Here is a 592-nt window from a genome sequence, read left to right on the forward strand (position 1 = left end):
AACTGGGTTTTCATCTTGGTGAGGTTTTTACTGATGGCTCCGGATGTTTTTCCTAACGACTCTGCGACTAACCGAACATTGCGCAGCTCATACATGCGCTTCAGCACAAGAATGTTTTGAATATCCAGATTAATCGCCATTCTTTACTCCAACAATTCGGCTCGCTTCACATCATAGCGTTGAGCTGATCATCCAAAGACAGCAAACGGTCAATTTTATTGAGGCATCTATCGGAAGTGAAGAAAGGGGATTTCCATTTGGTAAATCAGGAGTTTCCTCGTCTCATCCCCTTTGCGTTGATACAGTTTCTACATCGACACAGGTACAGACAATAACAGAGGTGATGTATGAAAAAACTAATCGCATTAGGCTTGATGGTTTGCTCAGCGAATGTGGCATTTGCGGCGGATGGCTCATACACAGGTACCATCGACATGACAATGAGCAATACGAACCAAGTGGATGTTGAACGCGCAAACTCGCAACTTACGTTGAAAGGCCGTAATGAAGCGATATACGGCGGCGTGATGATTCAAACCGATGCATCTACCCAACCGATTGAACTTCGTGGCCGCCGCGATTAATCGGTCAC

1 protein-coding gene and 1 pseudogene are annotated in these 592 nt (G+C 45.4%); one reads left to right on the plus strand and one right to left on the minus strand.

The window, feature by feature from the left end:
• Positions 1-140 (minus strand): annotated as a pseudogene (locus R7R24_RS28730) (LysR family transcriptional regulator); the annotation flags it as partial.
• A 207-nt stretch (positions 141-347) separates the two neighbouring features.
• Between R7R24_RS28730 and R7R24_RS28735 the strand changes: the two are divergent.
• The gene (locus tag R7R24_RS28735) at positions 348-584 is read left to right on the plus strand and encodes a hypothetical protein (protein ID WP_025510058.1); all 237 of its coding nucleotides are present in this window, start codon (positions 348-350) and stop codon (positions 582-584) included.
• Positions 585-592: the final 8 nt, after the last annotated feature.

This window comes from Vibrio sp. 704 (assembly GCF_033339295.1).

Excerpts from the sequence above, each read along its gene's own strand:
- R7R24_RS28735 (WP_025510058.1), top strand. The coding sequence starts at position 348 with ATGAAAAAACTAATCGCATTAGGCTTGATGGTTTGCTCAGCGAATGTG.